The 25,642-nt window shown below is 69.1% G+C and carries 29 protein-coding genes and 1 pseudogene; 8 read left to right on the forward strand and 22 right to left on the reverse strand.

Annotation, left to right across the window (positions count from 1 at the left end; genetic code table 11):
- Positions 1-4: 4 nt before the first annotated feature.
- Positions 5-571, reverse strand: a complete 567-nt coding sequence (locus tag ASE35_RS11825) for a DNA-3-methyladenine glycosylase I (protein WP_057163927.1) — start codon at positions 569-571, stop codon at positions 5-7.
- A 161-nt stretch (positions 572-732) separates the two neighbouring features.
- Between ASE35_RS11825 and ASE35_RS11830 the strand changes: the two genes are divergently transcribed.
- From ASE35_RS11830 to ASE35_RS11845, 4 genes and pseudogenes are all read left to right on the forward strand, one after another.
- Positions 733-1,299, forward strand: a complete 567-nt coding sequence (locus tag ASE35_RS11830; protein WP_056182775.1) for a YqgE/AlgH family protein — start codon at positions 733-735, stop codon at positions 1,297-1,299.
- Positions 1,296-1,790 carry a Holliday junction resolvase RuvX gene (gene ruvX / locus ASE35_RS11835; RefSeq protein WP_056182780.1) on the forward strand — a complete coding sequence of 165 codons (495 nt, stop codon included), beginning with the start codon at positions 1,296-1,298 and terminating at the stop codon, positions 1,788-1,790. The genes ASE35_RS11830 and ruvX overlap by 4 nt, the downstream gene beginning before the upstream one ends.
- Positions 1,787-2,731, forward strand: a complete 945-nt coding sequence (locus ASE35_RS11840) for an aspartate carbamoyltransferase catalytic subunit (protein ID WP_057163928.1) — start codon at positions 1,787-1,789, stop codon at positions 2,729-2,731. The genes ruvX and ASE35_RS11840 overlap by 4 nt, the downstream gene beginning before the upstream one ends.
- Positions 2,732-2,783: 52 nt before the next feature.
- A pseudogene (locus ASE35_RS11845) lies at positions 2,784-2,993 on the forward strand (alkylphosphonate utilization protein); the annotation flags it as partial.
- A gap of 226 nt (positions 2,994-3,219) precedes the next feature.
- Here the strand turns inward: ASE35_RS11845 and ASE35_RS11850 are convergent.
- Both ASE35_RS11850 and mgtE read right to left on the reverse strand, forming a co-directional pair.
- Positions 3,220-4,086, reverse strand: coding sequence for a PHB depolymerase family esterase (locus tag ASE35_RS11850; protein ID WP_235570053.1), 867 nt, complete (start codon positions 4,084-4,086; stop codon positions 3,220-3,222).
- A 127-nt stretch (positions 4,087-4,213) separates the two neighbouring features.
- On the reverse strand, positions 4,214-5,575 hold the full coding sequence (mgtE, locus tag ASE35_RS11855; RefSeq protein ID WP_056182786.1) for a magnesium transporter: 1,362 nt from the start codon (positions 5,573-5,575) through the stop codon (positions 4,214-4,216).
- A gap of 315 nt (positions 5,576-5,890) precedes the next feature.
- On the opposite strand from mgtE, the gene ASE35_RS11860 reads away from it, so the two are divergent.
- A complete protein-coding gene (locus tag ASE35_RS11860; protein ID WP_056182789.1) occupies positions 5,891-6,448 on the forward strand; it encodes a DUF4189 domain-containing protein in 558 nt (185 codons plus the stop codon).
- 21 nt (positions 6,449-6,469) lie between these two features.
- Here ASE35_RS11860 and ptsP read toward each other — a convergent pair whose 3' ends face one another.
- The 15 genes from ptsP to ASE35_RS11935 form a co-directional block, all read right to left on the reverse strand.
- Positions 6,470-8,182 (reverse strand): phosphoenolpyruvate--protein phosphotransferase, encoded by a 1,713-nt coding sequence (ptsP, locus tag ASE35_RS11865; RefSeq protein ID WP_056182793.1) that lies wholly within the window; start codon positions 8,180-8,182, stop codon positions 6,470-6,472.
- A gap of 29 nt (positions 8,183-8,211) precedes the next feature.
- The gene (locus ASE35_RS11870) at positions 8,212-8,481 is read right to left on the reverse strand and encodes an HPr family phosphocarrier protein (RefSeq protein WP_056182795.1); all 270 of its coding nucleotides are present in this window, start codon (positions 8,479-8,481) and stop codon (positions 8,212-8,214) included.
- A gap of 61 nt (positions 8,482-8,542) precedes the next feature.
- The gene (locus ASE35_RS11875; RefSeq protein ID WP_057163929.1) at positions 8,543-8,935 is read right to left on the reverse strand and encodes a PTS fructose IIA subunit family protein; all 393 of its coding nucleotides are present in this window, start codon (positions 8,933-8,935) and stop codon (positions 8,543-8,545) included.
- A gap of 136 nt (positions 8,936-9,071) precedes the next feature.
- A complete protein-coding gene (locus tag ASE35_RS11880; RefSeq protein WP_057163930.1) occupies positions 9,072-9,344 on the reverse strand; it encodes a hypothetical protein in 273 nt (90 codons plus the stop codon).
- Positions 9,345-9,411: 67 nt separating this feature from the next.
- Positions 9,412-9,750 carry a hypothetical protein gene (locus ASE35_RS11885; protein ID WP_057163931.1) on the reverse strand — a complete coding sequence of 113 codons (339 nt, stop codon included), beginning with the start codon at positions 9,748-9,750 and terminating at the stop codon, positions 9,412-9,414.
- A 176-nt stretch (positions 9,751-9,926) separates the two neighbouring features.
- Complete coding sequence (gene rapZ / locus ASE35_RS11890) at positions 9,927-10,808, reverse strand: RNase adapter RapZ (protein ID WP_057161764.1); 882 nt, start codon at positions 10,806-10,808, stop codon at positions 9,927-9,929.
- Positions 10,805-11,755, reverse strand: coding sequence for an HPr(Ser) kinase/phosphatase (gene hprK / locus ASE35_RS11895; RefSeq protein ID WP_056182810.1), 951 nt, complete (start codon positions 11,753-11,755; stop codon positions 10,805-10,807). The genes rapZ and hprK overlap by 4 nt, the downstream gene beginning before the upstream one ends.
- Positions 11,752-12,225 (reverse strand): PTS sugar transporter subunit IIA, encoded by a 474-nt coding sequence (locus tag ASE35_RS11900; protein ID WP_057163932.1) that lies wholly within the window; start codon positions 12,223-12,225, stop codon positions 11,752-11,754. Before ASE35_RS11900 ends, hprK begins: the two co-directional genes overlap by 4 nt.
- Before the next feature lie 43 nt (positions 12,226-12,268).
- Positions 12,269-12,595, reverse strand: a complete 327-nt coding sequence (gene raiA / locus ASE35_RS11905; protein ID WP_056182815.1) for a ribosome-associated translation inhibitor RaiA — start codon at positions 12,593-12,595, stop codon at positions 12,269-12,271.
- 987 nt (positions 12,596-13,582) lie between these two features.
- A complete protein-coding gene (locus ASE35_RS11910) occupies positions 13,583-15,028 on the reverse strand; it encodes an RNA polymerase factor sigma-54 (RefSeq protein ID WP_056182818.1) in 1,446 nt (481 codons plus the stop codon).
- A gap of 98 nt (positions 15,029-15,126) precedes the next feature.
- Positions 15,127-15,846: an LPS export ABC transporter ATP-binding protein gene (gene lptB / locus ASE35_RS11915; RefSeq protein ID WP_056182821.1), complete on the reverse strand. Its 720-nt coding sequence runs from the start codon at positions 15,844-15,846 to the stop codon at positions 15,127-15,129.
- Complete coding sequence (gene lptA, locus ASE35_RS11920; RefSeq protein WP_056182824.1) at positions 15,846-16,370, reverse strand: lipopolysaccharide transport periplasmic protein LptA; 525 nt, start codon at positions 16,368-16,370, stop codon at positions 15,846-15,848. The genes lptB and lptA overlap by 1 nt, the downstream gene beginning before the upstream one ends.
- Positions 16,351-16,917 carry an LPS export ABC transporter periplasmic protein LptC gene (gene lptC, locus ASE35_RS11925; protein ID WP_057160023.1) on the reverse strand — a complete coding sequence of 189 codons (567 nt, stop codon included), beginning with the start codon at positions 16,915-16,917 and terminating at the stop codon, positions 16,351-16,353. The genes lptA and lptC overlap by 20 nt, the downstream gene beginning before the upstream one ends.
- Positions 16,914-17,462: an HAD hydrolase family protein gene (locus ASE35_RS11930; protein WP_057163933.1), complete on the reverse strand. Its 549-nt coding sequence runs from the start codon at positions 17,460-17,462 to the stop codon at positions 16,914-16,916. The genes lptC and ASE35_RS11930 overlap by 4 nt, the downstream gene beginning before the upstream one ends.
- Positions 17,463-17,563: 101 nt before the next feature.
- On the reverse strand, positions 17,564-18,580 hold the full coding sequence (locus tag ASE35_RS11935; RefSeq protein WP_056182834.1) for a KpsF/GutQ family sugar-phosphate isomerase: 1,017 nt from the start codon (positions 18,578-18,580) through the stop codon (positions 17,564-17,566).
- Positions 18,581-19,058: 478 nt separating this feature from the next.
- On the opposite strand from ASE35_RS11935, the gene ASE35_RS11940 reads away from it, so the two are divergent.
- The 3 genes from ASE35_RS11940 (at position 19,059) to ASE35_RS11950 (ending at position 22,785) form a co-directional block, all read left to right on the forward strand.
- Positions 19,059-19,298, forward strand: coding sequence for a BolA/IbaG family iron-sulfur metabolism protein (locus ASE35_RS11940; RefSeq protein WP_056182837.1), 240 nt, complete (start codon positions 19,059-19,061; stop codon positions 19,296-19,298).
- Between the two features lie 113 nt (positions 19,299-19,411).
- The gene (gene murA, locus ASE35_RS11945; protein ID WP_057163934.1) at positions 19,412-20,668 is read left to right on the forward strand and encodes a UDP-N-acetylglucosamine 1-carboxyvinyltransferase; all 1,257 of its coding nucleotides are present in this window, start codon (positions 19,412-19,414) and stop codon (positions 20,666-20,668) included.
- A 1,046-nt stretch (positions 20,669-21,714) separates the two neighbouring features.
- Positions 21,715-22,785 carry a hypothetical protein gene (locus ASE35_RS11950; protein WP_057163935.1) on the forward strand — a complete coding sequence of 357 codons (1,071 nt, stop codon included), beginning with the start codon at positions 21,715-21,717 and terminating at the stop codon, positions 22,783-22,785.
- A 120-nt stretch (positions 22,786-22,905) separates the two neighbouring features.
- Here ASE35_RS11950 and ASE35_RS11955 read toward each other — a convergent pair whose 3' ends face one another.
- The 4 genes from ASE35_RS11955 to ASE35_RS11970 form a co-directional block, all read right to left on the reverse strand.
- Positions 22,906-23,604, reverse strand: a complete 699-nt coding sequence (locus tag ASE35_RS11955; protein ID WP_057163936.1) for a DUF3108 domain-containing protein — start codon at positions 23,602-23,604, stop codon at positions 22,906-22,908.
- Positions 23,604-24,317: a DUF3108 domain-containing protein gene (locus tag ASE35_RS11960; RefSeq protein ID WP_082611237.1), complete on the reverse strand. Its 714-nt coding sequence runs from the start codon at positions 24,315-24,317 to the stop codon at positions 23,604-23,606. The genes ASE35_RS11955 and ASE35_RS11960 overlap by 1 nt, the downstream gene beginning before the upstream one ends.
- 94 nt (positions 24,318-24,411) lie before the next feature.
- On the reverse strand, positions 24,412-25,074 hold the full coding sequence (gene purN, locus ASE35_RS11965; RefSeq protein WP_057163937.1) for a phosphoribosylglycinamide formyltransferase: 663 nt from the start codon (positions 25,072-25,074) through the stop codon (positions 24,412-24,414).
- A 94-nt stretch (positions 25,075-25,168) separates the two neighbouring features.
- Positions 25,169-25,576: a DUF4259 domain-containing protein gene (locus ASE35_RS11970; RefSeq protein ID WP_057163938.1), complete on the reverse strand. Its 408-nt coding sequence runs from the start codon at positions 25,574-25,576 to the stop codon at positions 25,169-25,171.
- Between the last annotated feature and the right edge of the window lie 66 nt (positions 25,577-25,642).

A 25,642-nucleotide genomic window follows, 5' to 3' on the forward strand; every position in this document is an offset into this window, starting at 1 on the left:
TGGCTCAGCCCTTCGCCGCCCGCATCCACGGCGGCGGCGGGCGCAGCTTGGCCAGCTTGGCGTACACCGGGCAGGTCTCGCGATGGCCGCCGGGCAGGTAGCCCAGGCTCATCAGGAATTCGTTGGTGATTTCGCCGCCGGTGAAGCGGAAGGTTTTCTTGAACAGCTTGACCCAGGCCGTCTTGTCGCGCGCGCGGCCGTCCAGCAGCAGGTGCGCGTCCAGCCATTGCGCGAATCCGCCGTGGCTGTCGCGCAGGCTTTGCACGATCTGGGCGTTGTGGATGGCGGCGTCGACCTTGAGGCGGTTGCGGATGATGCCGGCGTCGGCGAGCAGGCGCCCGCGTTCGGTATCGCCGTAGGCGGCCACGGTGTCGACGTCGAAACCGTCGTAGGCCAGGCGGAAGCCCTCGCGCTTGCGCAGGATGGTTTCCCAGCTCAGGCCGGCCTGGTTGATCTCCAGGATCAGGCGCTCGAACAGCTCGGCCTCGGCGCGTTGCGGGAACCCGTACTCGCGGTCGTGATAGGGGCCGTGCAGGGGATGGCCGGGGGCGTAGTCGCAGTAGCCGGACACGGTCAGGCGCGTCCGTGGCGCAGGCCGACGGCGGCCGTGGCGGGCGCCGGAAAACGGAGGATCGGCCGGGGCATGGCTCGGGTCCGGGGTAGGGGGCAAACCCCATGCTACGACGGATCGGTCACGACCCGCGAGCGCGGCACGCACGTTAGAATGGCGCCATGTCCGTGATGCCCACACCCCTGGCCAGCCAGCTCCTGATCGCGCTGCCCGCGCTGTCGGATACCAACTTTTCGCGCAGCGTCGCCCTGATCTGCCAGCACGACGACGACGGTGCCATGGGCATCGTGGTCAACCGACCGTCCGAGTACACCCTGGGCGAGGTGTTCGGCCAGATGGGCGTGGACGGCGGCGACGACCGCCTGCGTTCGCAGATCGTGCTGGCCGGCGGCCCGGTCCATCCGGAGCGCGGCTTCGTGTTGCACGACGGCGGCATGCACTGGGACTCGACCCTGGCGATCGCCGATGCGCTGTTCCTGACCACCTCGCGCGACATCCTGGAAGCGATGGCGCGCGGCGAAGGTCCGGAGAACGCCATCGTCGCCCTGGGCTGCGCCGGTTGGGGTTCGGGCCAGCTCGAACACGAACTGACCGAGAACGACTGGCTGACCGCGCCGGCCGACGCCGAGCTGCTGTTCGACCTGCCGCTGGACGCGCGCTGGCACGCCGCGGCGGGCCGTATCGGCGTGGATTTCGCGCACTTGGCCGATTACGCCGGGCACGCATGAACGCCGACGCCGATCAGCGTACGGTCATCCGCCGCGACGGCACGGTACTGGGCTTCGATGTCGGTGCGCGCCGGATCGGCGTGGCGGTGGGCAGCGCCTTCGGCCACGGCGCGCGCGCGCTGGCGGTGGTGGACGTGCACGGCCACGGCCCCGACTGGAACGCGATCGACCGCCTGCGCAACGAATGGCGCCCCGACGGCCTGATCGTCGGCGATCCGATGACCCTGGAGGGCGGCGATCAGCCGGCCCGCCTGCGCGCGCATGCGTTCGCGCGCGAGCTGCACGCACGCTACAACCTGCCGGTGGTGCTGGTGGACGAGCGCTTGAGTTCGATCGAGGCCGCGCAGCGTTTCGCCGCCGACCGCGCCGAGGGCCGCAAGCGCCGGCGCGACGCCGAGGCGCTGGACGCGGTCGCCGCGGCGGTGATCGTCGAGCGCTACCTGGCCGCCCCCGACGACGCTCTCGACCTGAACCAACTGCCCGCCGCATGAACTCGACGTTTTCGCATACGCCGCCGGCCGCTGCGCCGCGCCATCTGTTGACCCTGGACGGAATCTCGCACGAGGCTCTGACCGCGCTGCTAATCCGCGCCCAGGCCTTCGCCGAAGGCCACTACGACCGCCGCGCGCTGGACGGGCTGGCGGTGTGCACGCTGTTCTTCGAGCCGTCCACGCGCACGCGCATGAGCTTCCAGCTCGCGGCCCAGCGCCTGGGCGCGCACACGATCAACTTCGATGCCTCGACCTCGTCCACGCGCAAGGGCGAGACCGCGCTGGACACGCTCAAGAATCTGGAAGCCATGGGCGTGCGCGGCTTCGTGATCCGCCATCACGAGGACGGCGCGGTCGCGGCGCTGGCCGGGCACGCCAACCCCGGCACCAGCCTGGTCAACGCCGGCGACGGCCGCAGCGCGCACCCGACCCAGGGCCTGCTCGACATGCTGACCCTGCGCCAGGCCAAGGGCACCGATTTCTCCGGCCTGCGCGTGCTGATCGTCGGCGACCTGCGCCATTCGCGGGTCGCGCGCTCGGACCTGCACGCGCTGCGCGCGCTGGGCACCGGCGAAATCCGCGTCTGCGGCCCGGCCGCGCTGCTGCCCGACGCGGCGACCCTGCAGGGCTGCACGGTGTCGCACGATCTGGACGCCGCGCTGGAAGGCGTGGACGCGGTGATGATGCTGCGCCTGCAGCGCGAGCGCATGGAGGAGGGCCTGGTGGCGTCGCTGGAGGACTACCACCGCGATTACGGCCTCACCGCCGCGCGCCTCCAGCGCGCCGCCGCGGACGCGATCGTGATGCACCCCGGCCCGATCAATCGCGGCGTCGAAATCACCGACGAGGTCGCCGACGGCCCGCAGTCGCTGATCCTGACCCAGGTCGCCAACGGCGTCGCCGCGCGCATGGCCGTACTCGAAGCCCTGCTCAAGGGTTGAACCCATCACCAGCCGCGACGCCCTCGGCGCCGGCTAAGGACACCGACGCATGATCGTGAAAGACAGCAATGGCACCGCGCTCGCCGACGGCGACTCGGTGTTGGTGATCAAGGACCTGAAGGTCAAGGGCACCTCGGTGACGCTCAAGCGCGGCACCCTGTGCAAGAACATTCGCCTCACCGACGACGAAGAGCTGATCGAGTGCAACGTCGAGAAGGTCAAGGGACTGGTGCTGCGCACCGAGTTTCTGAAGAAGGCTTGAGCGGGTAGAAGCGAATCCCGCCTAATAGCGGGTAGAGCAAATCCCCCTCAATCCCCCTTTTTCAAAGGGGGAGGAAGCGTATGGCTGACCGGTCCCAGCGTACGCTTGTCTTCTTTTTTGAATAAGGAAGCAAGCTCAACAAGGCGCATCGCGCCCCGCTTGTCTTCCCCCTTTGAAAGGGGGATTGAGGGGGATTTGCTGTTGCTGTTGCTCCGAGCCTTCCGCCTCAGTGCCGCCGCTGCTGCCACAGCCAAGACCACAGCGCGTCGCCGGCATACGCCGGATCCCAGGCGTTATGCGCGACGCCCGCGAACTCGGTGTAGCGCACGTCGCCGCCGGCCTGCTTGAGCGCCTCGGCCATGCGCCGCGACTGCTGCACCGGTACCGACTCGTCGCGGTCGCCGTGGAAGATCCAGGTCGGCAGGCGGTGCAGGCGCTGGGCCGCGATCGCGAACGGGTCGTCGTCGGTGGCCACGCCGCGCACGTACAGATCGCCCAGTGCGCCGGGTGCGGTCACGCCGCCGCAGATCGGCACCAGCGCGGCGAAGCGGTCGGGTTGCAGCAGCGCCAGTTCGTAGACGCCGTAGCCGCCGCGCGACAGCCCGGTCAGCGCGACCCGGTCCGGGTCGCCGTCGAACTCGCGCATCGCCGCATCCAGCGCCGCCAGCGCCATGCGCGCGGTGCCGTCGGTCCAGGATTCGTCGGCGGGCGACTGCGGGAACACCGCGATCGCGGGGAACTCGTCCTGGACGCGGCGGATGTGCGGCGCCAGGCCCACCGCGAGCTGACGCTGGTTGTCGTCGCCGCGCTCGCCCGAGCCGTGCAGGAACAGCAGCACCGGCGGATGCCGGCCGCCGGCCGCGCGCGCGGGCACGAACACTTGATAGCGATAGGTCTTGCCGTCCAGGTCCAGGCTGCGTTCGACGAAGGCCCCGTGTTCGCGGGCCGCGGGCGTGTGCGTGCAGGAGGCCGCGATCATCACGGCCAACGGCAGCAGGATCGCCCACAGGCGAACGGTAACGGGTCGCAGCATCGTGCTGTCCACGGCATCCTTGTTGATCGCATCATTCCGTGCGATTTCAGCGCTGTCCATGCGCGATCCTGCGATTTGTCGCGACCGCCACATTGGGAAAAGTCGTTGTTCACGTTCGTGGATCCCGTTCAGCGAGCGCGGTGATGCGCAGCACGATCCACGTGTGCGCCGCTGCGTCCGGGCGCGCTCAGCGCAGCAGGATCAACGTGGCCAGGCCGAGGAAGCTCAGGAAGCCCATCACGTCGGTCAGCGTGGTCAACACCACGCCGCCGGCCAGGGCCGGGTCGAAGCCCAGGCGCTTGAGCGTGACCGGCACCAGCACGCCGCCGGCCGCGGCGGTGAGCAGGTTGATCGTGAGCGCGGCGCCGATCACCAGCGACAGACCGGGCTGGCGGAACCACAGCAGCACGATCAGGCCCAGGCCGATGCCCAGCACCACGCCGTTGATCAGCGCGACCGACAGCTCCTTGCGCAGCAGCACGCCGACGTTGGACGCGCCGATCTGGCCCAGGGCCAGGCCGCGGATCATCAGCGCCAGCACCTGGGTACCGGCGTTGCCGCCCATGCCGGCGACGATCGGCATCAGCGCCGCCAACGCGACCAGCTTGGCGATGGAGTCCTCGAACTGGCCGACCACGCTGGCGGCCAGGAAGGCGGTGCACAGGTTCACGCTGAGCCAGATCAGGCGGCGCCGGAACGCGCGCCGGACCGGGCTGAACAAGTCCTCGTCCTCGTCCAGGCCGGCCGCGCTCAAGGCCTGGTGCTCGGCCTGGTCGCGGATGATGTCGACCACGTCGTCGATGGTGATGCGGCCGAGCAGGATGTTGTTGTCGTCAACGACCGGGGCGCTGATCCAGTCGTGGTCGGAGAACTGGCGCGCGACTTCGCTGTCGGTCTCGGTCACGTCGATCGCCGGCTGCTCGTCGTCGATCAGCTCGTTGATCGGCGTGCCGGGCTCGTGGGTGAGCAGGGCGGCCAGGGCGATCCGGCCCAGATACTGGTGGCGGCGGCTGACCACGTACAGGTGGTCGGTGTGTTCGGGCAGCTCGCCGCGCAGGCGCAGGTAGCGCAGCACCACGTCGATGGTGGTGTCGGCGCGCACCGTCACCACGTCCGGATTCATCAGGCGGCCGGCGGTGTCCTCCGCGTACGACAGCACCTGCTCCAGGCGCTCGCGGTTCTCGCGATCCATCGACTTGAGGACTTCGTCGATGACCGTGTCGGGCAGATCCTCGACCAGATCGGCGAGGTCGTCGATGTCGAGGTCCTCGACCGCGGCTACGATCTCGTCGGTGTCCATGTCCGCCAGCAGGCTTTCGCGCACTTCGTCGCCGACGTGGACCAGCACCTCGCCGTCGTCCTCGGGATCGACCAGGCCCCAGACCACGACGCGCTTGCCGGGCGGCAGCGATTCGAGCAGGTTGCCGATCTCGGCGGGCGAAAGGGTGTTGACCAGACGCCGGACCGGCCCCAGACGACCGCTGTCGAGCGCGTCGGAAAGCAGTCGCAGCTGACGTGCGGTCTTGTCGTGGCGGACGGCTTCGGCCATGCGGTACTTCCGTTGGCGCGTCGCGGCCACGAGGGCGGCGACTGGGTTAGGCGTTCATGCGGTCATTATCGCCCGCGGCGGCGGCAAAGCCCAGAGAAATCGGCTTGCCGACGCGACAGCGTGGCCTACGCCGTATCGCCGGACGCATCCAGGCACGCGCATGCCTGCGCGTGCGCGACCGGCCCGCCGCAAATTCGGCGGACAGTCCGGTGGCGCATTCGAACGGCGCGCGCGTGCCGGCGACAATGGCGGGGCGCGCACTCGCGTATTCGACGCGAGTGCGGACCGCAGCGGGCCAGCCCGGGGGAAACGAAGATGAACATCAGAACGTGGGCCCTGATCGGCCTGCTGCTGGCCGCCGGCGGCGCGCGCGCCGAGCAGGGCTGCCCGGACGGACTCTATCCCGGCGGCAGTTCGGCCGGACAGTTGTGCATCCCGCTGCCGGGCTACGGCATCAACGGCGGCAACAAACCCGCGCAGTCGGCCCCCGACGGCGATCCGCAGGCGATCAAACACGAGTACAAGGCCTGGGCCGCGATCGCCCACGATCCGGTCAAGCGCAGCCTGGGCATGGCCGGACAGGACAACGGCATCAGCGAACGCAAGGAAGCCGAGCGGGGCGCGATCGAGGCCTGCCGCGCCAACGGCGGCGGCGCCGACTGCAAGGTCCTGCTCGCCTATCGCGCCGAGTGCGCGGCGATCGCGGTGGGCATGGGGCCGGACGGCAACGCCAGCCTGTTCGCCGACAAGGGCCGCAGCGAGGAGCAGGCGCTGGCGACGGCGCTGGCGCGCTGCGGCAAGGGCGCGCAGATGTGTCAGAAGATCAGCAGCAACTGCGTGACCGGCAGCTTCTACTTCGACGGCTGGAAGTAGACCGGCCGTCGCCGCCGCGCTTCAGTTCGCGCGCAACCAGGCCTCGATCGCCTTGCGGTCGCGCGCACGCAGCAACGCCGGCGCGCGCGCGCGCAGCGCACCCAGGTCCATGCCGCGGATCGCGCGCCGCAGCTCCAGCAGGGTCGCCGGGTGCAGGCTGAATTCCTCCAGCCCCAGGGCCAGCAGCAGCGGCGCGAAGGCCGGGTCGCCGGCCATCTCGCCGCACACCGCCACCGATTTTCCGCGCGCGCGCGCCAGCCGGATCACGTCGCGGATCAGGCGTAGCACGGCCGGGTGCAGCGGCGTATAGAGCTCGCCCAGGGCCTCGTTGTTGCGATCGGCGGCGAGCAGGTACTGGATCAGGTCGTTGGTGCCGATCGACAGGAAGTCGATCGCGCCGATGAAGCTGGGCAGGGCGATCGCGGCCGCGGGCACTTCGATCATCGCGCCCAGGGGCACGTGTTCGGCGATCTCATGGCCCTCGTGGCGCAGATCGGCGGCGACCTGGTCGAGCATGCGCTTGACCCGCCGGATCTCCTCGCGCGAGCTCACCATCGGCACCAGCACGCGCAGCGGACCGTAGCCGGAGGCGCGCAGCAGCGCGCGCAACTGGGTTTCGAGCAGGCCGTCGCGCGCCAGCGACAGGCGCACGCCGCGCAGGCCCAGGGCCGGATTGGGTTCGTCGCGCAAGGCCAGGCCGGTGCGATCGGCCTTGTCCGCGCCCAGATCCAGGGTGCGGATGGTGACCGAACGGCCGGTCATGCCCAGCACCACGTCGCGGTAGGCGCGGAATTGTTCTTCCTCGGTCGGCAGTTCGTTGCGCTGCAGGAACAGGAATTCGGTGCGGTACAGGCCGACGCCGGCCGCGCCCAGGGCATGCGCCTCGGCCACGTCCTCGCGCGATTCGGCGTTGGCGTAGAGCTTGATGTCGACGCCGTCGGTCGTGCGTGTGGGCTCGCGGCGCAGGCGGTGCAGCTGCTTGCGCTCGCGCGCGTGCTCGCGCACCCGGCTGCGGTGCGCGCGCAGGTCGTCGGCGTTGGGTTCCAGGATCACCGTGCCGCTGCTGCCGTCCACGGTCAGCGCGTCGCCGTCGTTGATCTTGAGCAGGGCCTGCGCGGCGCCGACCACCAGCGGCAGGTGCAGGCTGCGCGCCAGGATGGCGCTGTGCGAGAGCGCGCTGCCGGCGGAGGTCACGATCGCCAGCACGCCCTGGGTCTGCAGCTGCGCCAGTTCGGCCGGGGCGACGTTGTCGGTGATCAGGATCTCGCCGGCCACGCCCTGCATCTCGCCGGCGCGGCGGTGCAGGGCGGCGTGGATGCGGCCGATGACCTGGTCGATGTCGTCGACGCGGCTGCGGAAGTAGGCGTCGTCCATGGCCTCGAACACCGAGGCGATGCGGTCGCGCTGCAGGCGCAGGGCGTAGTCGGCGGCGTAGCGGCCGGTGCGGATCAGCTCGTCCAGGCCGTGCAGCAGTTCGGGGTCGTCCAGCAGCAGGGTGTGCAGGTCGAGGAACTCGCCGACCTCGTGCGCGAGCGCGCCGTGCAGGCGTTCGCGCAGGGCATGCATTTCCCCGCGCACGGTCTCGATGGCGGCGTGCAGGCGCGCCAGTTCGGCCTCGACCTGTGCCGGCGAGATCCGTTCCTCGGCGACTTCCAGCGCGTGCGGCAGGCGGACCCGGGCACGGCCCAGCGCGCTGCCCCGCGATGCGCCATGTCCGAAGAACGCTTGCCTCATCGAGTCTCTCTCATGGACGCGCCCTCAACTCAGCTGTCTTCGTCGAAGCGGCGATCGAACAAGGCGATCACGGCATCGACCGCGGAGGTTTCGTCCTCGCCGTCCACGCGCAGCTTGACCGATGTGCCTTGGCCGGCGGCGAGCAGCATCACGCCCATGATGCTCTTGGCGTTGACCTCGCGGCCCTTGGCGGTGAGGGTGGCGCTGCTGCGGAAGCCGGACAGCACCTGCACCAGCTTGGCGGTGGCGCGGGCGTGCAAGCCCAGTCGGTTGGAGACGGTCAGTTCGCGTTCGATCATTGCGGGTTCCTCAAAATCCGTCTCGGTGTTGCGGTGTCGCGTTGCGGTCTGGGGTTGGACATCAGGCCTCGTCGATGATCACGCCGTTGCGCGCTCCGGCCGCGGCGACCGCGGGGAGTTCGTCCAGGTCGAGGTCGGAATAGTTCAACACCCGCAGCAGCATCGGCAGGCTCAGCGCCGACACGCGGCGCACCGGCGTGCCCAGACGGGCGACGCGGGCGGCGAGGTTGCTGGGCGAGGCGCCATACAGATCGGTCAGCACCAGCACGCCCTGGCCGCCGTCGACGCGGCGCAGCGCGGCGCTGGCCATCGGCAGCAGCAGGTCGTGGTCGGCGTCGAACGGCACTTCCAGCGCTTCCAGTTTCAGCGGCAACGGCCGCATCAACCGGCTCGCGACCGCGACCAGCGCATTGCCGATGCCTTCGTGGGTGATGAGGAGGATGCCGACGCTCATGCGGCCAACTTAACAGACCGCGGTGACAGCCCGGAAGCGCCGGAAGCGCCGCGTTTGCGATTTTGCGAGGGCGGTTGGCGACGCTCGCGGCAAGGGCGGCCCGGAGGCCGCCCTTGCGGGATCGAGGGGCGGGCCCTCAGTGCGCCGGTGGCTGCTTGGCGTCGGTCTTGGCCTGGTCCGGCGGGGTCTGGTTGGAGCGGCCTTCGACCGGCGGCGGCACGCCGGTGTCGGTCGCCGGCGGCGCGGTATCGGCCGGCGGCGGTGCCGTGTCCGCGGGCGCTGCCGGCTCGGTGGTCGGCGGCGGCATTTCCCCGGCCGGCGGCTCGGGTTTGCTGCAGGCGGTCAACGCGGCGCCGGCCAGCAGGGCGCTCAAGGCCAGGGCCAGCGGGCGGTGGGCATGGGTGTTCATGACGGTCTCCTAATGTCTGGGCCGGTTCGCGATCGCGCCGCGCGGCGCCGCGGTCGCGGCGTCCGGCTTACTTGCGCTTGTCGGTCTCGCGCTCGGCGGCGCCGGCTTGGTATTCGACCTCGCTCAGCGCGCCGTCGCGGTTTTCATCGCGCGTGGCGAAGTGGCGGCTGAGTGGGCTGTCGATCGCGGCTTCGGCCTGGCGGATCTGGCCGTCGCCGTCGACATCGAATCCGGCGAAGGCGGGCGTCGCGCGGGTGGCGGCCGGGCTCGTCGGCTCAGCATCGCCGCCGGTCGTCGGCGACGGATCCTGCGGCATGGACGGGGATTGCGCGAACGCCAGCGGTACCGCCAGCGCGGCGGTCAGTGCGAGCAGGACGGGCAGCGGATTGCGTATGCGATGGGTCATCGTCGGTGCTCCGGAGGGTGCGGAGTGCGCCGGAGAGCGCGTATCCACCGTAGCGGCGCCGACGTAGAGCAGCGGTACGAATGCGCAAAAGTTTCGTAAGACGCGCGCGAAGTCGGCGGCGATTCGCCGCCACGACGCGGCGATGGATGCGACAGGCGGAAGTCGCGACCGCGCGCTCAGTCCAGCTCGCGATGGTGCACGGCGACTTCGTTCCAGCCGCGTTCGCGCGCATGCTCGGCCAGACGCTCGGCCAGATAGACCGAGCGATGGCGGCCGCCGGTGCAGCCGAAGGCGATGGTCGCGTAACTGCGCGTGCTGTCGGCCTGCAGGCGCGGCAGCCAGGTGTCCAGGAATTCGCCGATCTGGCCTACGAACTGCTGCACATAGGGCTGCGCCTGCAGGTAGTCGCGCACGCCCGCGTCGCGGCCCGACAGCGGGCGCAGCGAGGGGTCCCAATGCGGGTTGGGCAGCGCGCGCGCATCGAACACGAAATCGGCGTCGGCGGGCACGCCGCGGCGGTAGGCGAAGGACTCGAACAGCAACGACATCCCGGTCTCGCCGCCCATGCCGAACTCGGTGATCACGTACCGGCGCAGCTGATGCACGTTGAGGTCGCTGGTGTCGACCACTGCGTCGGCGATCTGACGCAGCGGGCGCAGCACCTGGTGTTCCAGCGCGATCGCGTCGGCCAGGGCCAGGCCGAGCTGGCTGAGCGGATGGCGGCGGCGGGTGTCGGCGTAGCGCTTGAGCAGGACCTCGTCGCGCGCGTCGAAGAACACCAGCTTGGGGTCCACGCCCAGTGCGCCCACGGTCGATAGCCAACCCGGGATATTGGCCAGGTCGCTATGGCGGTTGCGCACGTCGATGCTGACCGCGAGCTTGGCCGGCGCGCCGTCGTCGGCCTGGACCACGCTGCGCACGAACTCGGGCAGCAGCTCGGCCGGCAGGTTGTCGACGCAGTAGTAGCCCAGGTCCTCGAAGGTGTGCAGGGCCACCGACTTGCCCGATCCGGATAGGCCGCTGACGATGATCAGGACCGGTTCCACGCTCTGATTCATGATTCGCCGCGCTCGAGGAAATTGCTGTGGCGCGCGATGAAGGCCGCGGCCGGATCCAGCCCCTTCATGCGCAGGCTGTGCAGACGCGTCGCGGCCTCGGTGAGCACCGCCAGGTTGCGGCCGGGCATCACCGGCAGGGTGATCATGGGCACGTCCAGATCCAGCACCCGGCGCAGGCCGGTGTCGCCGGTGAGGCGTTCGATGCCCGAAGGCAGCGGCTCGGTCATGGGCTTGGTCAGGTGCACGATCAGGCGCAGGTACTTGTTGTTCTTGACCGCGGTGTCGCCGAACATCTGGCGAATGTTGAGCACGCCCAGGCCGCGCACTTCCAGCAGGTCCTGCAGCATTTCCGGGCAGGTGCCGTCGAGCACGTCGGGCGCGATCTGGGTGAACTCGGGCGCGTCGTCGGCGACCAGGCGGTGGCCGCGGGTGACCAGCTCCAGCGCTAGCTCGCTCTTGCCCGAGCCGGATTCGCCGGTGATCAGCACGCCGATCGAATAGATCTCCATGAACACGCCGTGCATGGTGATGCGCGGCGCGAGCGTGCGCGCGAGGTGGTACTGCAGGTGGTTGAGCAGTTCGTGGCCGCGACGCGGCGAGACCCACAGCGCGGTGCCGCTTTCCTCGGCGGCCTGGCGCAGGTCCTCGGGGCAGGCCTGGTTCTTGCTGATCACCAGCGCCAACGGGCGGAACTGGATGATCTTCTCGATGGTTTCCCAACGCAGGCGCGAGTCCAGCCCATCCAGCCAGGACAGTTCCTCGCTGCCCAGGATCTGCACCTTGTTGGGATAGATCGCGTTGAGGTAGCCGGCCAGGGACGGGCGCCGGGCGACCGTTTCCACCGCCGCGACCACGCGGTCGTCGCCGCGCTGGCCGGCCAGCCAGCGCAGGTCCAGGCGTTCGCGCTGCTGCTCGAACAGCTCGCCGGCGCTGATGCTGGTGGTCATGCGCGCGCTCCGCTGCGCAGGGCGGTGCCGCCGAGCAGGCGCCAGCCGAGTTCGTCGACGTCGGCCGCGCCGCGCAGGGCGGCGCGGAAATCGGCGTCGCCGAAGCGTTCGGCCAGTTCGGCCAGCAGCTGCAGATGCTGTTGCACGTAATGTTCGGGCACGGTCATGGCGAGCACCAGATCGACTTTTTCACCGTCGGCGGCGCCGAAGTCTACCGGTTGTTCGAGGCGCAGGAAGGCGCCGCGGCTGTCGTCGAACAGGGCGCTGCGCCCGTGCGGAATGGCCACGCCGTGGCCGATGGCGGTGCTGGCCAGGCGTTCGCGTTCGCGCAGGCTGTCGCCGATGGCGCGGATCGCCGCCGGCGTGCCGTCGCCCAGCAGGCGCGCGGCGGCGTCCAAAACGGCGTCGCGATCGCCGGATTCCTCCAGGATCGCGACCCGTTGCGCGCTCAGCAGTTCATGAAGCGGCATCGTTCAACACAGCGTCGGGAGGCGCCGCATTATCCCCGAACGATCAGCCGAATTCGCCGTTCCGGGCGAGACTTTCTCCGCGGTGATGGTCGACGAGCTTGCTCTTGTGCTTCATCAGCAGGCGGTCCAGCTTGTCGGCCAGCAGGTCGATGGCCGCGTACATGTCGACGGCGGCGGCGTCGCAGTGGAGGGTGCGGCCGGCGAGGTTCACGGTCGCTTCGGCGCGATGGTCGGGCTTGTCGAGGCTGAGTTGGGTGCGGATGTCGAAAGGCTGTTCGTAATGACGTTGCAGCCGCGCCAGCTTGGTTTCGACGTAGTCACGCAGGGCGGTGGTGACTTCGATCTGCTGGCTGTGGGTTTCGATACGCATCGGAGGCCTCCTTACACGTTGCAGGGAATGCGGCTCCGTAGCCGGAGCCACGAACCCAGCATCGCACGCTGAGGCGTGGGCGCAAGGGGTGGACGACACGAAATCTGGCGGCTGGGGTGAAAAGCGTTGATCCGATGGGGGTTTCGCGTGGACTGCGACCAAAGTCGGGTGGGCGGGTGAAAACGAAGTTAATAAATCGCTGCGAAAATGTTCCACGCGCGGCGGCGATGCTCCACGCGCGAGCGGGAGAGGGGCCAAAGCGAGGCGCGCTTGATCTCCCTTCTCCCGCCTGCGAGAGAGGGGTGAGGTGAGGCGCACTTGATCTTCCTTCTCCCGCCTGCGGGAGAAGGTGCCCGAAGGGCGGATGAGGGTGACGAGTGAGGTGGGAGCTTGCGGCTTGCGGCGCGCCCTCACCCCAACCCCTCTCCCGCGAGCGGGAGAGGGGCTACAGCGAGGTGCTCTTGATCTCCCTTCTCCCGCCTGCGGGAGAAGGTGCCCGAAGGGCGGATGAGGGCGACGGGCGAGGCGGGAGCTTGCGGCCTGCGGTGCGCCCTCACCCCAACCCCTCTCCCGCGAGCGGGAGAGGGGCTAAGGCGAGGCGCACTTGATCTCCCTTCTCCCGCCTGCGGGAGAAGGTGCCCGAAGGGCGGATGAGGGCGACGGGTGAGGTGGGAGCTTGCGGCCTGCGGCGCGCCCTCACCCCAACACCTCTCCCGCGAGCGGGAGAGGGGCTAARGCGAGGYGCACTTGATCTCCCTTCTCCCGCCTGCGGGAGAAGGTGCCCGAAGGGCGGATGAGGGCGACGGGTGAGGTGGGAGCTTGCGGCCTGCGGCGCGCCCTCACCCCAACCCCTCTCCCGCAAGCGGGAGAGGGGCTAAAGCGACGCGCACTTGATCTCCCTTCTCCCGCCTGCGGGAGAAGGTGCCCGAAGGGCGGATGAGGGCGGCCTGAGGGGCTTCGGGCTAGGCCCAAGCCACAACCTGGCCCTCAGGCCATCCGCACCCGATCCTGCGACGACGGGATGCTCATCGCCTCGCGGTACTTGGCTACCGTACGGCGCGCCACCGGCACGCCGGTGGCCTTGAGGGTTTCGGCCAGGCGCGCGTCGGACAGCGGCTTGCGCGGGTTCTCGGCCTCGATCAGGCGCCGGATCATGGCCTGGATCGCGGTGCTGGAGGCCTCGCCGCCGGAACCGGTGTCGATGCCGGAGGCGAAGAAGGCGCGCAGCGGCACGGTGCCGCGCGGGGTGCGCGCGTACTTGCGCGAGATCGCGCGCGAGACCGTGGATTCGTGCAGGCCGATCTCGTTGGCGACCTCGCGCAGGGTCAGCGGGCGCAGGGCGCTGTCGCCGAATTCCAGGAACGCGGCCTGCTGCTTGAGCAGGCAGCGGGTGACCTTGAGCAGGGTGTCGCCGCGCGCTTCCAGGCTCTTGAGCAGCCAGCGCGCCTCCTGCAGGTGGCCGCGCAGATAACTGGCGTCGGCCGCGCTGGCGTGGCGGATCATGCCCTCGTAGCCGCGGTGGATCGACACCCGTGGGCGCATGCCGTCGGCCAGGGCGACCCGCCACAGCCCGTGCTGGCGCCAGATCACCACGTCGGGAGCGACATAGGTGTCGGCCGCGATCGCGCCGATCTGGGCGCCCGGGCGCGGGTCCAGCGAGCGCAGCAGTTGCACCGCGGTCTCGACCTCGGCGACCTCGAGCTTGAGTTCGGCCGCCAGCCCGGCCACGCCGACCTTGGGCAGGCGCTCCAGCGGCCCGTTGGCCAGGCTGTTGGCGAGCTCGCGTCCGGGCGTCTCGGCGGGCAGCTGGCTCAGCTGCAGGCGCAGGCACTCGCCCAGCGAGCGCGCGCCGACCCCGACTGGGTCGTAGCGCTGGATCTGGTGCAGCACCGTGGTCAGCTCGTCCACGCCGGCGTCGATCGCCGGGCCCAGCGAGGCGGCGATCGCGTCCAGCGGCTCGCGCAGGTAGCCGTCGTCATCGATGGCCTCGATCAGGGATACCCCGATCAGGCGGTCGCGCGCGGTCAGCGGGCTCAGGTGCAGCTGCCACAGCAGGTGGTCGTGCAGGGTGTCGGCGTCGGCGACCTGTTCGGCGACCGGGCCGTCGTCGTCCTGATCGGAGGGGCCGATGCGCTGGTACCAGGGCTCGCCGTCGCTGGTGCCCCAATCGGCCTCCGGCGGCAGGGCGTCGCGGTGGTCCTCGCCGGAGGACTCCGGCGCGCTCTCGCGCTCGTCGCCGACGCTGCCGCCGTCGGCGCCGTTGCTGACGCTGATCGCGGTCTCGGTCCAGTCCAGCAGCGGATTGCTCTCCACCGCGGTGACCAGTTCGGCTTCCAGTTCCACCGCCGATAGCTGCAACAGACGGATGGCCTGACGCAATTGCGGCGTCATCACCAGCTGTTGACCTAGCGAGGCTTGGAGGCGGGGCTTCATGCTCGGTGTCTAACGCGACCTGATAGGGCGGACGGCCGCACGCGTGTTCCAGAATGTGGCGGAAACGCCGACTGGAACCCTGCGCAATCGAGCTAAGGTTACAGGCGGAAGGTTTCGCCCAGGTATACGCGACGGACGTCGGGATTGGCCAGCAGCGCGTCCGGAGCCCCCTGCGCGAGCACGCCGCCTTCGTTGAGGATATACGCCCGGTCGCAAATGCCCAAGGTCTCGCGCACGTTATGGTCGGTGATCAGCACGCCGATGCCGCGATTCTTGAGGTGGCGCACGATTCGCTGGATCTCGCCGACCGAAATCGGGTCGACGCCGGCGAAGGGCTCGTCCAGCAGCATCAGCCGCGGCTTGGCGGCCAGCGCGCGCGCGATTTCGACGCGGCGGCGTTCGCCGCCGGACAGGCTGGCGCCGATCTGCTCGGCGACGTGGCTCACCTGCAGCTCGTCCATCAGGTTGGCCAGCTCGCGCTCGCGGCCGTTGCGGTCCAGGTCCTCGCGCAGTTCCAGCACCAGGCGCAGGTTGTCGGCCACGCTGAGCTTGCGGAACACCGAGGGTTCCTGCGGCAGATAGCCCACGCCGTACTTGGCGCGCGCGTACATCGGCTCGCTGGTGATGTCCTTGCCGTCCAGCACGATCTGGCCGGCGTCGGCCGGGACCAGGCCGACGATCATGTAGAAGCAGGTGGTCTTGCCGGCGCCGTTGGGGCCGAGCAGGCCGACCACTTCGCCGGCGTCCAGCGTCAGGCCGAAATCGCGCACCACTTCGCGCGAACGGTAGGCCTTGCGCAGGCCGCGGGCGACCAGCATCAGCGGCCTCCCTTGGCCGGCGCGGCGGGCTTGCCCTTGGGCTGCAGGCGCAGGTTCACGCGGCCGCCGGTGCCGCCGCTCTCGATCTGGCCGGTCTTCATGTTGTAGACGATGCGCTCGCTCTTGATCGTGTCGCCGGCCTTGTCGACATAGGCGTTGCCGGTGAGGATCACGGTGTCCTTGGGCATGTCGTAGTCGACCTTGTTGGCGCGGCCGTTGAACGGCGAGCCGTCGTCGAGCTGCTGCTTCAAGGTCACCTGCGAGCCGGTCAGGGCGACGTAGCTGATATCGCCGTCGGCGCGCTTGATGTCGGCCTTGGCGGCGTTGATGACCAGGGTGCCCTGGACGATCTTGACGTTGCCGGTGAGCACGCAGGGGCCGGTGTCGCTGGCGACCGAGCAGTTGCTGTGGTCGGCGCCGACGTCCATGGGCTGGTTGCGGTCCGAAGAACGCGCATGCGCCGCGGCGGCCGCCAGCAGGGCGACGATCAGGCACAGCACCTGCTTAGCGGGCTTTCGCTTCATAGCGGACCTTGACGTTGGGGATGTTGACGTTCTTGGTATCGAGATCGGCCTGCAATCCCGAGCCGGTCATTATAGTGCCCGGCTGAACCACCTTAACCGGAACCGCCGAAGTCGCCTTGTTCGTGTCGGGGAACACGTTCAGTTCTTCGGAGGTGATGCTGATCGGCTTGCCGCCGGCATTGGTGCTGTCGGCCTTGACCGCCCCGCGCAGGCGCACCTCGTCGGCCTTGGCGCTGACCCAGGCGGCCTTGGAGCGTACTTCCCAGGCGCCGCCGCCGGCTTCGCCGGTGGGCGGGATCAGGAAGGTCGGGGTGGCGATGTCCATGGTCTTGACGTTGGGATCGCGCGTCAGCTTGGGCGCGCGCAGGGTGAAGGATTCCTTGCCCTGTTTGTCCAGCACCACCACTTCGAAATCGTTGAGCACGTAGTCCGAGCGCCCGCCGGCGGCCGGACCGCCGTGGTCCTTGTTGCGCTGCGACCACAGCGCCCAGCCGCTGGCGAGCGCGCCCAGCACCAGGAAGGCGGTGATCAGGCCGCGCCAGCTCATTCCAGCACCTGCGCCAGCAGGCGCTCGGCGTGGCCCTGCGCGGCCAGCAGCAGGTCGCACAGCTCGCGGCCGGCGCCGCAGCCGCCCAGGGCGCCGGTGCGCCAGTGCACGCGCTCGCGGACCCAGGGGTGGGCGTTGGCGGGCGCGACCGCGAGGCCGACGTGGGCCATCGCGCGCAGATCGGGCAGGTCGTCGCCCATGAAGCTGACCTCGTCCAGGCCCAGGCCCAGGCGCTGCGCGATCTCGCGCACGCAGGCCAGCTTGTCGGCGACGCGGGTATGCGCCTCCAGGCCGAGTTCGGCCGCGCGCTGCTCGGCGATGGTGCTGGCGCGCGCGGTCACGAAGGCCACCGCGATGCCCGCCTTGCGCAGCAGCACCAGGCCCTGGCCGTCGTGGACGTGGAAGGCTTTGAGTTCGCGGCCCTCGCTGTCGAAGATCAGGCGGCCGTCGGTCAGGGTGCCGTCGACGTCGAAGCAGGCCAGCCGGATCCGGGCGGCGCGTTCGCGGATTTCGGCGGGGTAGTCGTTGAGGTGGCTATAGGGCATCAGAGCAGGGATTCGGGATTTGGGATTCGGGATTGGGCGAGCGTCATAGTGGAATGTGATCGGTTGGCGAATCCCGAATCTCGAATCCCCAATCTCAGCCTTTAAACCACTCTAGCGCGCAACAAGTCATGAATATTGAGGGCGCCGACCACGCGTTGTTCAGCGTCCACCACCAGCAGGCCACTGATCTTGTGGGTTTCCATGAGCTGCGCGGCTTCCACCGCCAGGGCCTCGGGGCCGATGGTCTTGGGCGCGCGGGTCATGACTTCGACGATCCGGGTCGAACGCAGGTCCACGCCCGGGTCGTCGAGGGTGCGGCGCAGGTCGCCGTCGGTGTACAGACCGAGCAGGCGTCCGCCGTCGTCGACCACCGCGGTCATGCCCAGGCGCTTGTGGCTCATTTCCACCAGCGCCTCGCTCACGCTGGCGTCGGCTTTGATGCGCGGCACGTCGTCGCCGGCGTGCATGATGTCGGTGATGTGCAGCAGCAGGCGGCGACCGAGCGCGCCGGCCGGATGCGAGCGGGCGAAATCGTCGGCGGTGAAGCCGCGCGCTTCCAGCAGGGCGACCGCGAGCGCGTCGCCCATCGCCAGCGAGGCGGTGGTGCTGGAGGTCGGCGCCAGCGCCAGCGGGCAGGCCTCGGCCGGCACGCTGACGTCCAGGTGCACATCGGACTCGCGCGCCATGGTCGACTGGGCGCGGCCGGTCATCGAGATCAGCTTGTTGCCCTGGCGCTTGAGCACCGGCAGCAGCATCAGCACTTCGTCGCTCTCGCCCGAGTAGGACAGGGCCAGCACGATATCGGCGTCGGTGATCATGCCCAGGTCGCCGTGGCCGGCTTCGCCCGGGTGCACATAGAAGGCCGGGGTGCCGGTGGAGGCCAGGGTGGCGGCGATCTTGCGCGCGACGTGACCGGACTTGCCCATGCCGGTGCAGACCACCCGCCCGCGCGCTTCCAGCATCAAGCGGCAGGCCGCGGTGAAGGCGCCGTCGATGCGCGCGGCGACCGCGGCCAGGGCCTGCCCCTCGATCTCGAACACGCGCCGGCCGCTGGCGGCCAGGCCGGCGTCGGAGACCGGGTGCGGGGCGGGCGCCGCGCTGAGGGGGGAGATCGTCATCGGGACATTCGCTCTGGGGCGGGGCGGCGGGGGCGCTCCGGGTCGGAAAGGGGCCGGCGGGTCGCGGCGCGCAGGCGGGCCTGGCTCGCCGGGGCGCGTGGCCGACAGGTCGGTGGGACGGGCCGTTCCCTTGCCGCCATTCCGGACCGCGGGGCTTTCCGCTAGGCTAATCCGTGAATTCTATGCGGTTCGTCCGCTGAATGCCCGTCTAGCCGGGCGTCGCAAACGCCCAGCTAGCGCGGCCAGGGACTGGCCGCGTCGGCGAAACCCGCGCGCAAGCGCAGGAATCGCCGCGAGCGCGTCCGGGCTGGTCCCGGGCTGGCGACGCGAGGGGCGCCCCGGACGGGCGCGCTTCGACCTCCGACAGGCGGGCCGCCAGCGGCACCCTCACCCCTCCACGGCTCGCCGGGCCGCGCGCAGCATCGCGCCGACCGTCGTGCCGTCGTCCTCCGACCGACCCCAAGGCTGTGCCCCAGACGTGAACGCCGAAACCATCCAATCCTTGATCGAACAGGGCCTGCCCGGCGCCCGCGCCGACGTGCGCGGCGACGACGGCGTGCATTTCGAAGCCACCGTCGTGGCCGAAGCCTTCCGCGGCAAGCTGCCGCTGGCCCGCCACCGTCTGGTCTACGCCACCCTGGGCGAGCGCATGGGCGGAGAAATCCACGCCCTCGCGCTCAAGACCCTGACCCCCGAAGAGGCCGGGAATCGGGAATAGGGAGTCGGGAATCGGGCCGCGCCTGTCGCGCTCCGATTTCGCCGCGACCTTCAATCCTATCGCCCGCTCTTAACCATTCCCGATTCCCCATTCCCGATTCCTGGCGGAAAAACATGCAGAAGATCGTGGTCGAAGGCGGACAACCGCTGAACGGCGAAGTCCAGATTTCCGGCGCCAAGAACGCCGTGCTCCCCATTCTGTGCGCGACCTTGCTGGCCGACGCGCCGGTGACCATCCGCAACGTGCCGCACCTGCACGACGTGGTCACCACCGCCAAGCTGCTGGGCGAGCTCGGCGCCGGCGTGGTCACCGACGGCGCCACCATCACCGTCGATCCGACCACGGTCAACAGCCACGTCGCGCCCTACGAGCTGGTCAAGACCATGCGCGCCTCGGTGCTTGTGCTGGGCCCGTTGCTGGCCAAGTACGGCGAGGCCGAAGTCTCGCTGCCGGGCGGCTGCGCGATCGGTTCGCGTCCGGTCGACCAGCACATCAAGGGTCTGCAGGCCCTGGGCGCGCAGATCTCGGTCGAGAACGGCTACATCAAGGCCCATCGCAACGGCCGCCTCAAGGGCGCGCGCTTCGTCTTCGACGTGGTCAGCGTGACCGGTACCGAGAACGTGCTCATGGCCGCGGTCCTGGCCGAGGGCACCAGCGTGCTCGAAAACGCCGCGATGGAACCGGAAGTGGTCGACCTGGCCGACTGCCTTAATGCGCTGGGCGCGAACATCGAACACGCCGGCAGCGGCCGCATCGTCGTGCACGGCGTCGAACGCCTGCACGGCGGCAGCCACGACGTGCTGCCCGACCGCATCGAGACCGGCACCTTCCTGGTCGCCGCCGCGATGACCGGCGGCCGCGTCACCACCACCCGCAGCCGCGCCGACACCCTCGATGCGGTGCTCGACAAACTGCGCGACGCCGGCGCCGTCATCGAAGTCGACGGCGACCGCATCACCCTGGACATGCAGGGCCGCCGCCCGCGTTCGGTCGACCTCACCACCGCCCCGTACCCGGCGTTCCCGACCGACATGCAGGCGCAGTTCATGGCGCTCAACTGCATCGCCGAAGGCGCGGGCGTGATCAACGAAACCATCTTCGAAAACCGCTTCATGCACGTCAACGAACTGCTGCGCCTGGGCGCCGACATCCGCGTCGATGGCCACACGTCCGTGGTGCGCGGCGTGGCCAAGCTCAGCGGCGCCCCGGTCATGGCCACCGACCTGCGCGCCTCGGCCTCGCTGATCCTGGCCGGGTTGGTTGCTAGCGGTGAGACCACGATCGATCGCATCTACCACCTGGATCGTGGGTACGAGAACATTGAGGCGAAATTGTCGCAGTTGGGGGCGAAGATTCGCCGGATTGGTTAAGCGCTCCGCGCTTGAACATGAGAGGCCCGCTCGATGCGGGCCTTTTCTTTGGCCGCCCTGCGAAAAGCGCCGCGCGCACAAAGAGTCCGCGTGCGCGGAGCCTTTACGATGAGGCACTGGCTAAACTTGAAGCTGCCGATGGTGGTGCTTACGGTGCATTCTGTCCGATATGAACGCTAGAGACGCACTAGATCTGGAACGAGGAGTTGCCAGGCTCGACGGGTTTCTCGCGGGATTGGCCGCCATGAATGGAGGGCTGCGCGACTATTCGTCATTCTGCTACATCGTTCGGATCGATGATGGGCAGTCCATAGATAGGGCTATCAAGGACTATTGCCACTGGTTTCCTCAGCTGCGATTTTCCTCGGTGATACGGTTGGAAAGAGGGGCGCGGGATCTGGAACATTCACTCCGCCCGTATCTGGTCAGGGATGCTCCGAAGACAAGTCAGGGTGACCTGCTCAATCTGCGGCATCACTTGTCGTTCAAGGTCATGGACATGATATCGGCTGTCTTCGAGGGGCCCTGCCAGCTCGAAGTTTTTGAGCTGCATTCGGAGTCAAGGCCTCGTAGTTCGAAATGCGTCTACTACGGCGTTTGCGCGCGAGGCGTAGCGGTTGTTCTGCAGTTCAATGACGATCGCAACTTCGAGAGTGTTACAGGAGACTAGAGAGGCCGAAAACAGGCTGCAGAGTGGGCTTTCTCAGTGGCGGGCGACAACGGCTGCCTACTCCTTCTTTTCGCCCTTGAGCGACGGCGTTGCGGCTCCCGTCCGCTTCCCTCCGCCGTTACTTGCACGCTCACCAACACCACATCGTCAATGCCCTCCAAAATTGGCGGTGGCGATGCCGGTTGCGCGTCGCCTGCCGGCTGATGTGCGGCGGGGTTCGCGCGCTAGGTACACTCCCTGGGCCGATGCCGACGAAGGCTCGCACTTTCAGGTGAGCGGTGCGGCGTTTACGGTAGGGGAACGATCACGGAACGCCATCGCCTGGCCTCGATGCGGCCGGCGCGGCGTATGACGCACGCCTTTTGACGGAGACGATATGGACCTCGATACGCTCGTACGCGGCGGTGCCGGCCGTGGCGATTACAGCCATCTGCTGCCGTTCGCCTGGATGCTGCCCACCTATTACGCGGCGCCGGCGGGCAAGGCGATTCCCTCCTGCGGCGCACCGCTGCTGCAATTGCCCGATCCGGACCTGCAGGCCCGAGCCCAGCGTCTGCTCAACGTGCTGTATTGGACGGCGCAGCGCCATGCCAATCTCGACGGCATGGTCGACGAGCAGACTTTGAAAGTCTTCCTGGCGCCAGAGTTCCTGTTCCGGAAAGGGACGCAAGCCGCCACCGCAGCCACCGATGCCGGTTTCGGCGCCTATCCGGAATCCCTGCGCCACGAGTTGGCCGGAGCCCTGTATAGCGCGATTAATGGGACGCCGTTGTTCAAGAACTGGCTGCTGGTAGCCGGCAGCCTGTGCGCGTCGCTAACGCAGCGAAGGGGCTTGCTCAACACCACCTTTGTGCTGCGCGGCCAGCGCGCGCAGATGGATGCATCGCCGCCGTACGTGCTGCTGGAAAAGCTGTACCGTCCGCGCCTGGACGACGCCGCTGCAGCGCGCCTGGCCGACGCCGACCAGAGCCTGGCCAGCCGCTACGCCTTGGACCCGGAGCAAAGCCTGGACAACCTGATTCGCTGGGACGGAATGATGCTGGGCGTGGAGTTGGGCCTGGACCACGGCCAGCAGACCCTGCGCAACGATATGAACTACTTGGGCCGCGTGCTCGGGCCGGAGGTGCCGGGCCTGGACCTGCAGCTGATCGCATCCTGCGGCACGTCCATCATCGATCCCTCCTGCGCGGTCAAGGACGGCGGGCTAGTCGTTCTGGCCGACGGCCACCACACCGCCAGCCAGGCTTCGATCGAGCCGCGCTTCCAGATCGGCCGCTACGACGCGCAACGCGGCGTGTTGGTTCCCTTGCCGTCCAGCGATATCGTGTTCAGCGAGCTGCCGCGTGGCGACGATTCCCAGATCGATTACATGCGAGGACGCTACGCCCAGCTCGGGCGGCGGCAAGGGGTGTGGTCCTGCAAGGCGAAAATCCCGCTGCAGGGGTGAGGATATTCGCGCCGGCCGCGGAGGACGGCATCGACAGGCCAGTCGAACCTCGTGCGTCCTAAAACGAAGAGCCCCGCGATCGCGGGGCTGTCGTTGTCGTTCATCGGGAGAGAACGGACTTCAGCGCACGCCGCGCACGCGCAGATCGATCGCGTCCTGGCCCTTGTCGCGTTGCAGGATGCGCGCGGGCACCGGCATGCCGTCGACGACCCAGGCGATGGTCTGCTTGTCGCCGTTGCTGCTGATCAGCTTGGTCGCGGTCTGGCTCTTGCCGCCGATGTCGATGCTTTCCTTGCCGACCACGGTGTAGGTCAGTTGCTTGACGCGGCCGTCCTCGACCATGCGGTAGCTGATGGGCTTGCCGGCGCCGGCGTCGCGCACCAGGGCCAGGTTGATCAGCAGCGCGTCCATGTCGCCGGCGAGCAGCGGGATCGGGCCGGCGCGGTTTTCCTTGACGTCGCCGGTCCAGGTGGCCACGCCGCGGTTCCAGTCGTAGTTCGCGTTCTTGACCTGCTTGCGGGTCAGTACCTTGCTCGAGTCGCTGCCCGAGATCGGGCGCCACTGGCCGCCCTTTTCCTCGAACACGGTCGACTGGCTGAGGTTGGCCAGCGGGCTGCTGACTTCCAGGCTGTACTTCCAGCGGCCGGGGCCGGCCGCGGCCAGGGTCATGCGGCCGTTGCCCTGCATGCCCATGTAGCTGGCCGTGTAGTCGGCGCTGAAGGGCTTGATCGCGAGCGCGGGCAGGCTGGTCAGCGCCAGTGCGCCGGCCAGCAGCCAGGGCGACAGACGCGGCGACGGGACCTTGGGGGTAAGGGCCATCAGTTCACTCCTCGGTATTCGACCAGACGCAGGTCGTAGGTATCTTGACCGTTTTCGCGTTGAAGAATGCGAACGGGGGTCGGAACGCCTTCCACGACCCAGATCACGGTCTCTTCGTTGCCGCTTTGGACCCGGTTCACGCGCATGGCGTTGTAGCCCATGTCGGCGACCGACACGCTTTCCAGTTCCTGCGCGACCACGTACTGATGCGGGCGCACGCGGCCGCCATCGACGAAGCGGTAGGCCAGGGTCTTGCCGGGCTGGGCGTCGCGTATGACGGCCAGATTGATCAGCAGGCCGCTCATGTCGCCGTCCTGCAGCGCGATGGGCTTTTGCCGGCTTTCCTTGACGTCGCCGGTCCAGCGCGCGCTGCGCTTGTTCCAGTCGTAGGTGCCGATCACCTGGCGCTTGGAGAACACCACCTTGCGCACCAGCGCCTGGCTGAGCGGGCGGTAGGTGTCGCCGACCAGGTCGAACACCGTGCTCTGCTGCGCGGCCGCGCCGGCCAGGCCCATCATGCCGTGCTCGGCGCGGATATCCAGGTCGATGCGCCAATGGCTGCCGGAGGGCACCACCTGCATGGTCGCGTCGCCCAGCACCTTGCCGCTGTTGTAGACCTGGTAATCGGCCACGAACGGCTCCAGCGCGCAGGCGCGTCCGGGGAGCAGCGCGCCGAGCAGGACGGCGGCGAGCAGGGGCAGCGATGACTTCATGGCGGGAGCGGGGTCCTTGGGGCGCGAGGGCGTCGACGGACGAGTAGGGCGGAAGGGCGCGTATGCGTATTGGACCGGGCGTACGCGCTCGGGTTCAGGGCTGCAGCGTGTGTCCGGCGGAATCTAAACGCAGGGGGGTAAATAGCGGATGACCATCCAGGGTCACGGTTGCGCCCTGTTCAGCAATCCGGCCCGCGACCGCCAGCTGCAGCGTGGCCAGCAGCAGCGGGTGTTCCACCGAAAGTACGCGTGCGGCCAGGGCCTCGGGGTCGTCGCCGTCGGCGATCGGCACCACTGCCTGCGCGATCACCGCGCCGGCGTCGAGTTCGGGGATCACGAAGTGCACGCTGGCGCCGTGTTCGCGGTCGCCGGCCTCGATCGCGCGCGCATGCGTGCGCAGGCCGCGATGAAGCGGCAGCAGCGAGGGGTGGATGTTGAGCAGGCGGCCGCGGAAGCGTTGGACGAAATCGGCGCCGAGGATGCGCAGATAACCCGCGCACAGCACCCAGTCCGGCCGGCTGGCCGCGACCGCGTCGCCTAGCGCGGCGTCGAAGGCCTCGCGCGAGGCATAGCCGCGCGGATCGTCGCTCCAGCGCAGCGCGGCCGGCACCCGTTGCAGTGCCGCCGCCCCAGGCTTGTCGGAACACACCCCAACCACCTCGGCGGCCAGCCGGCCGTCGGCGATCGCGTCCAGCACCGCCTGCAGGTTGCTGCCGCGTCCCGAGGCGAGGACGGCGATGCGGGGAAGCTGGGGCATGCGGGCGGGATTCGGGTGCGGGCCCGCATTTTAGGCGATCCGCTGCGCTGGGCGCGGTTCGGGCCGCGATTGCGCTGTCTCGCGACGGTCGCGCTCAGGCGCCCACGTGCGAGCGCAGGCGCGCGACGTCCGCGCACCAGTCCTCGTAGTCCTCGGTCTCTTCCCAAAGCTCGCGCAGTTCCGATTCCGGGGCCAGGATGCGCTCGAGCGCGCGCAGCGCCTCCGGCACCAGGCTGGGGTCGCCCTGCAACTGCAGCTCCGCCAGCCAGGCCTGGAATTCGGCCTCGTCCTGGATCGCGGCGGTGGGCCGGCCCAGGGTTGCGGCCAGCACTTCGATCGCGGCCAGCGCTTCCACGGCCAGGTCCGAATCCAGGTAGTCGTCCTCCGCCAGCACCTGCGCGATCGCCGCGCGCATCGGCGCGAGATCCTCGCCTTCGATCAGGTCCAGCAGCCAATCGCTGGCGTGGTCGTTGTCGAACGAACCGATGCCCCAAGCGCCCATGCGTCCTCCGTGACGGCGGGCCGAACGCCGTGTGGGTGAGTCGGCGCGGGCGCGGCCAAGCCGCCT

The organism is Lysobacter sp. Root916, from assembly GCF_001429785.1.
In the GTDB taxonomy this organism is placed as follows: Bacteria; Pseudomonadota; Gammaproteobacteria; order Xanthomonadales; family Xanthomonadaceae; genus Lysobacter.

Bases quoted from the DNA above. Each gene is read 5' to 3' on its own strand.
- ASE35_RS11830 (WP_056182775.1), top strand. From the start codon at position 733: ATGTCCGTGATGCCCACACCCCTGGCCAGCCAGCTCCTGATCGCGCTG.
- ruvX (WP_056182780.1), top strand. From the start codon at position 1,296: ATGAACGCCGACGCCGATCAGCGTACGGTCATCCGCCGCGACGGCACG.
- ASE35_RS11840 (WP_057163928.1), top strand. From the start codon at position 1,787: ATGAACTCGACGTTTTCGCATACGCCGCCGGCCGCTGCGCCGCGCCAT.
- ASE35_RS11850 (WP_235570053.1), bottom strand. From the start codon at position 4,086: ATGGACAGCGCTGAAATCGCACGGAATGATGCGATCAACAAGGATGCC.
- mgtE (WP_056182786.1), bottom strand. From the start codon at position 5,575: ATGGCCGAAGCCGTCCGCCACGACAAGACCGCACGTCAGCTGCGACTG.
- ASE35_RS11860 (WP_056182789.1), top strand. From the start codon at position 5,891: ATGAACATCAGAACGTGGGCCCTGATCGGCCTGCTGCTGGCCGCCGGC.
- ptsP (WP_056182793.1), bottom strand. From the start codon at position 8,182: ATGAGGCAAGCGTTCTTCGGACATGGCGCATCGCGGGGCAGCGCGCTG.
- ASE35_RS11870 (WP_056182795.1), bottom strand. From the start codon at position 8,481: ATGATCGAACGCGAACTGACCGTCTCCAACCGACTGGGCTTGCACGCC.
- ASE35_RS11875 (WP_057163929.1), bottom strand. From the start codon at position 8,935: ATGAGCGTCGGCATCCTCCTCATCACCCACGAAGGCATCGGCAATGCG.
- ASE35_RS11880 (WP_057163930.1), bottom strand. From the start codon at position 9,344: ATGAACACCCATGCCCACCGCCCGCTGGCCCTGGCCTTGAGCGCCCTG.
- ASE35_RS11885 (WP_057163931.1), bottom strand. From the start codon at position 9,750: ATGACCCATCGCATACGCAATCCGCTGCCCGTCCTGCTCGCACTGACC.
- rapZ (WP_057161764.1), bottom strand. From the start codon at position 10,808: ATGAATCAGAGCGTGGAACCGGTCCTGATCATCGTCAGCGGCCTATCC.
- hprK (WP_056182810.1), bottom strand. From the start codon at position 11,755: ATGACCACCAGCATCAGCGCCGGCGAGCTGTTCGAGCAGCAGCGCGAA.
- ASE35_RS11900 (WP_057163932.1), bottom strand. From the start codon at position 12,225: ATGCCGCTTCATGAACTGCTGAGCGCGCAACGGGTCGCGATCCTGGAG.
- raiA (WP_056182815.1), bottom strand. From the start codon at position 12,595: ATGCGTATCGAAACCCACAGCCAGCAGATCGAAGTCACCACCGCCCTG.
- ASE35_RS11910 (WP_056182818.1), bottom strand. From the start codon at position 15,028: ATGAAGCCCCGCCTCCAAGCCTCGCTAGGTCAACAGCTGGTGATGACG.
- lptB (WP_056182821.1), bottom strand. From the start codon at position 15,846: ATGCTGGTCGCCCGCGGCCTGCGCAAGGCCTACCGTTCGCGCGAAGTG.
- lptA (WP_056182824.1), bottom strand. From the start codon at position 16,370: ATGAAGCGAAAGCCCGCTAAGCAGGTGCTGTGCCTGATCGTCGCCCTG.
- lptC (WP_057160023.1), bottom strand. From the start codon at position 16,917: ATGAGCTGGCGCGGCCTGATCACCGCCTTCCTGGTGCTGGGCGCGCTC.
- ASE35_RS11930 (WP_057163933.1), bottom strand. From the start codon at position 17,462: ATGCCCTATAGCCACCTCAACGACTACCCCGCCGAAATCCGCGAACGC.
- ASE35_RS11935 (WP_056182834.1), bottom strand. From the start codon at position 18,580: ATGACGATCTCCCCCCTCAGCGCGGCGCCCGCCCCGCACCCGGTCTCC.
- murA (WP_057163934.1), top strand. From the start codon at position 19,412: ATGCAGAAGATCGTGGTCGAAGGCGGACAACCGCTGAACGGCGAAGTC.
- ASE35_RS11950 (WP_057163935.1), top strand. From the start codon at position 21,715: ATGGACCTCGATACGCTCGTACGCGGCGGTGCCGGCCGTGGCGATTAC.
- ASE35_RS11955 (WP_057163936.1), bottom strand. From the start codon at position 23,604: ATGGCCCTTACCCCCAAGGTCCCGTCGCCGCGTCTGTCGCCCTGGCTG.
- ASE35_RS11960 (WP_082611237.1), bottom strand. From the start codon at position 24,317: ATGAAGTCATCGCTGCCCCTGCTCGCCGCCGTCCTGCTCGGCGCGCTG.
- purN (WP_057163937.1), bottom strand. From the start codon at position 25,074: ATGCCCCAGCTTCCCCGCATCGCCGTCCTCGCCTCGGGACGCGGCAGC.
- ASE35_RS11970 (WP_057163938.1), bottom strand. From the start codon at position 25,576: ATGGGCGCTTGGGGCATCGGTTCGTTCGACAACGACCACGCCAGCGAT.